The 2,883-nt window shown below is 51.0% G+C and carries 4 protein-coding genes; 3 read left to right on the top strand and 1 reads right to left on the bottom strand.

Features of this window, described 5'->3' with window-relative positions; all coding sequences use genetic code 11:
- Nucleotides 1-172 precede the first annotated feature (172 nt).
- Together ABYT30_RS17980 and yaaA are read left to right on the top strand one after the other, a co-directional pair.
- Entirely contained in the window at nt 173-676 is a 504-nt protein-coding gene (locus tag ABYT30_RS17980) for a DUF4265 domain-containing protein (protein WP_373078735.1), read from the top strand.
- 22 nt (nt 677-698) lie between these two features.
- The gene (yaaA, locus tag ABYT30_RS17975) at nt 699-1,475 is read left to right on the top strand and encodes a peroxide stress protein YaaA (protein WP_373078737.1); all 777 of its coding nucleotides are present in this window, start codon (nt 699-701) and stop codon (nt 1,473-1,475) included.
- 5 nt (nt 1,476-1,480) lie between these two features.
- Here yaaA and ABYT30_RS17970 read toward each other — a convergent pair whose 3' ends face one another.
- Entirely contained in the window at nt 1,481-1,939 is a 459-nt protein-coding gene (locus ABYT30_RS17970; RefSeq protein WP_373078740.1) for an EVE domain-containing protein, read from the bottom strand.
- A 101-nt stretch (nt 1,940-2,040) separates the two neighbouring features.
- On the opposite strand from ABYT30_RS17970, the gene ABYT30_RS17965 reads away from it, so the two are divergent.
- Nucleotides 2,041-2,646, top strand: a complete 606-nt coding sequence (locus ABYT30_RS17965; protein WP_373078742.1) for a DUF938 domain-containing protein — start codon at nt 2,041-2,043, stop codon at nt 2,644-2,646.
- Nucleotides 2,647-2,883: the final 237 nt, after the last annotated feature.

The following is a 2,883-nucleotide window of genomic DNA, read 5'->3' as shown; positions in this document are numbered from 1 at the left end:
TTAGTATTGGCCGGGGTGATCGACCCAGCAACTATTACACGCCACCGCCAATTGGCATTCAATTTACGATGCCCGCCGCGAGCCGCTGAGTCGAGCGCCCAGGGATACCGTGATCTGGGCGCGTAAAATCGGTATCATTGCTCACCCATGTTAATGTGAATGTAAGTGCGCTATGACAGATCAGGCCCCCTTCGCCGACCAAGAGACCTTGTTAGAGCTATTTGCCGGTATCCACCCCAGCAATAATCAACCGATCTTTGAGAAAGTTCTCGCTACACCGCTGACCAACCCCAGTGAATACCGGCTGCTAAAGTCACCCTTGTTTGTCCGTGGCCTCGCGGCGCTGGATACAGTAAAAATAAACGAGGAGGCCCGGGGCCGCTTTAGCCTGCTAGAGCACAGCGGCAACCTCTGCGTGCGGGTGTTTTTGCGCCAGCCCAATGAGGACTTGGAAGTCCAGCTTACCGCCGAAATAGAAAAGCTCGGTGGCAGCATGGACATCAAGACTGAACGCGCAATCGCGTATAGCATTCATTTTGGCGTTGGCTTTAGCAGTATTGAAGAGGTACTGAATAAATGGGCCAATAGCGACCAAGCCAAATGGGTCTACGGCAATGTCTACGACCCCGAGACCGGCGACCCGCTTAATTGGTGGCAGGCTTTACTGCAGGTTTGAATCAATCGTCACAGGACTCCCCATGTTATTGCTAATTTCCCCAGCCAAAACCTTGGACTTTGAAAACCCTGCACACACCAAAAAATTTAGTCAGGCCGATTTCCTCGACCGCTCCCAGCAGCTGATAGAGCAATTGCAAAAGCTCAGCCCCGACGACATCTCCGGACTGATGAAGATCAGCCCCAAGCTTGGCGAACTCAATCATCAGCGCTTTATGAACTGGCAACTGCCCTTTAGCCCAGACAATGCCAAGGCCGCGGTACTGGCGTTTCGCGGTGACGTATACACCGGCCTCGACGCCGACAGCTTTAGTGCCGCTGACTTTACCTTTGCCCAGCAGCATCTGCGCATACTCTCTGGTCTGTACGGCCTATTGCGGCCCCTCGACTTGATCCAGCCCTACCGGCTAGAAATGGGCACCAAATTTGAGAACAAGGCCGGTAAAAACCTCTATCAATTCTGGGATTGCGATATTACTGACGCGGTAAATCAGCAGCTCGCCGCCGTGAAATCGCAAGTGCTGGTTAACCTCGCCTCAAATGAATACTTTAGCGCGATTAAACCCAAAGCACTGGCAGCCGATATCATCACACCGGTTTTTAAAGACTTCAAAAATGGCAAATACAAAATCATTAGCTTTTACGCCAAAAAGGCCCGAGGCTTGATGGCAAGCTATGTCATCAAAAACCGCGTAAAAAACGTCGATGATCTAAAACAGTTTGACAGTGAGGGCTATTACTTTTGCGCCGAGCAATCGACGGCACGGGAATGGGTTTTCTTGCGGGACGGCGCCGAGTAGCGGCGCTATTCCATAGATAAAATTTGCCGCCACTCCTCTGGTGTCACCGGCATAATGGACAAGCGACTACCCTTCTGGACCAGCAACATTTCACCGAGCGCTGGCTCAGCTTTCAGCTCTGCCAGTGGAATGAGCCGTTTAAACTTGCGCTCAAAGCGGACATCTACCATAAACCAACGCGGGTTTTCTGGGCTCGCTTTAGGATCAAAATAACGCGACTCCGGGTTCTGCGCGCTGTCGTCGGGGTAGGCCTCACGCACCACTTCGGCAATGCCGGCAATACCCGGCTGGGGGCAGGAGGAGTGGTAAAAAAACACTTTGTCGCCCACTTTCATTTGGTCGCGCATCATATTGCGGGCCTGATAATTTCTAACCCCGTCCCAATGCTCCGTGCCCTTTGGGCGCTTGCTAAGATCGTCGAGGCTAAAGGTATCAGGCTCAGATTTCATCAACCAGTAAGCCATTGTTGTACTCCTGAAAAAGCCGTTACACTTGGCGACAGCCGAGGATAGGCTGTCGACCTTCGCCAGGGAATGATTTAAGCATAATTCAAAGGGATTTAACCATGAGTCAAGCCAAACCCTTCTCACAGGCCTGTGAAAACAATCAGCCATTTATTTTAGAGGTTCTCGCGCCACTATTTACACCAGGCCAAAGGGTCTTGGAAGTGGGTAGCGGCACTGGACAACACGCAGTACATTTCGCCGCTAATTTACCCGAGCTGCATTGGCAATGCAGTGATCGCCAGGAAAATTTAGCGGGTATTCAAGCGTGGATCGACGACGCTAAACTCGACAATTTAGCACCACCATTAGCGCTAGATGCAAGAGACCTAGAATGGCCACAGCCGGCCTTTGACGGTATTTACTCCGCCAATACTCTGCATATTATGAGCTGGCATGAAGTAGAGTTGTTTTTTAGGCATTTACGAACAAGCCTTAAGGACGACGGCCTACTCTGTATTTATGGCCCATTTAACTATCGGGGTGAATACACATCGGCGAGTAATGCCAGCTTTGATCAATGGCTAAAACAGCGTAATCCCCAGAGTGGTATTCGCGATTTTGAGGCCGTCAATGACCTCGCTGAGAAACAGAGATTAGCTCTACTAGCAGATCACGCCATGCCCGCCAATAATCGCCTGCTCGTGTGGCAGTCACAAGCTCGTTAACCCCGTCGCAACATACCACCAATAGTAATACGCCTTTACTTGTCCCATAAAAAAACCCGGCGCTATGGCCGGGTTTTAACGAGCAACTAATCGCAAATAATGCGCTTAGTAGTCGGTTTCCTCAGAAGAGTCGTACTCGTACTCGTCTTCTACCGCTGGCTCATCACTCATATAAGCTTCTTCAGCTGCGGGTGCCGCTTCTGCTGGCGCGTCTTCCATCATAGGCTCATCCATCAT

This window comes from Zhongshania sp. (assembly GCF_041623545.1).
Classification (GTDB): Bacteria; Pseudomonadota; Gammaproteobacteria; order Pseudomonadales; family Spongiibacteraceae; genus Spongiibacter.
This window is presented reverse-complemented; position numbering and strand designations above follow the sequence as displayed.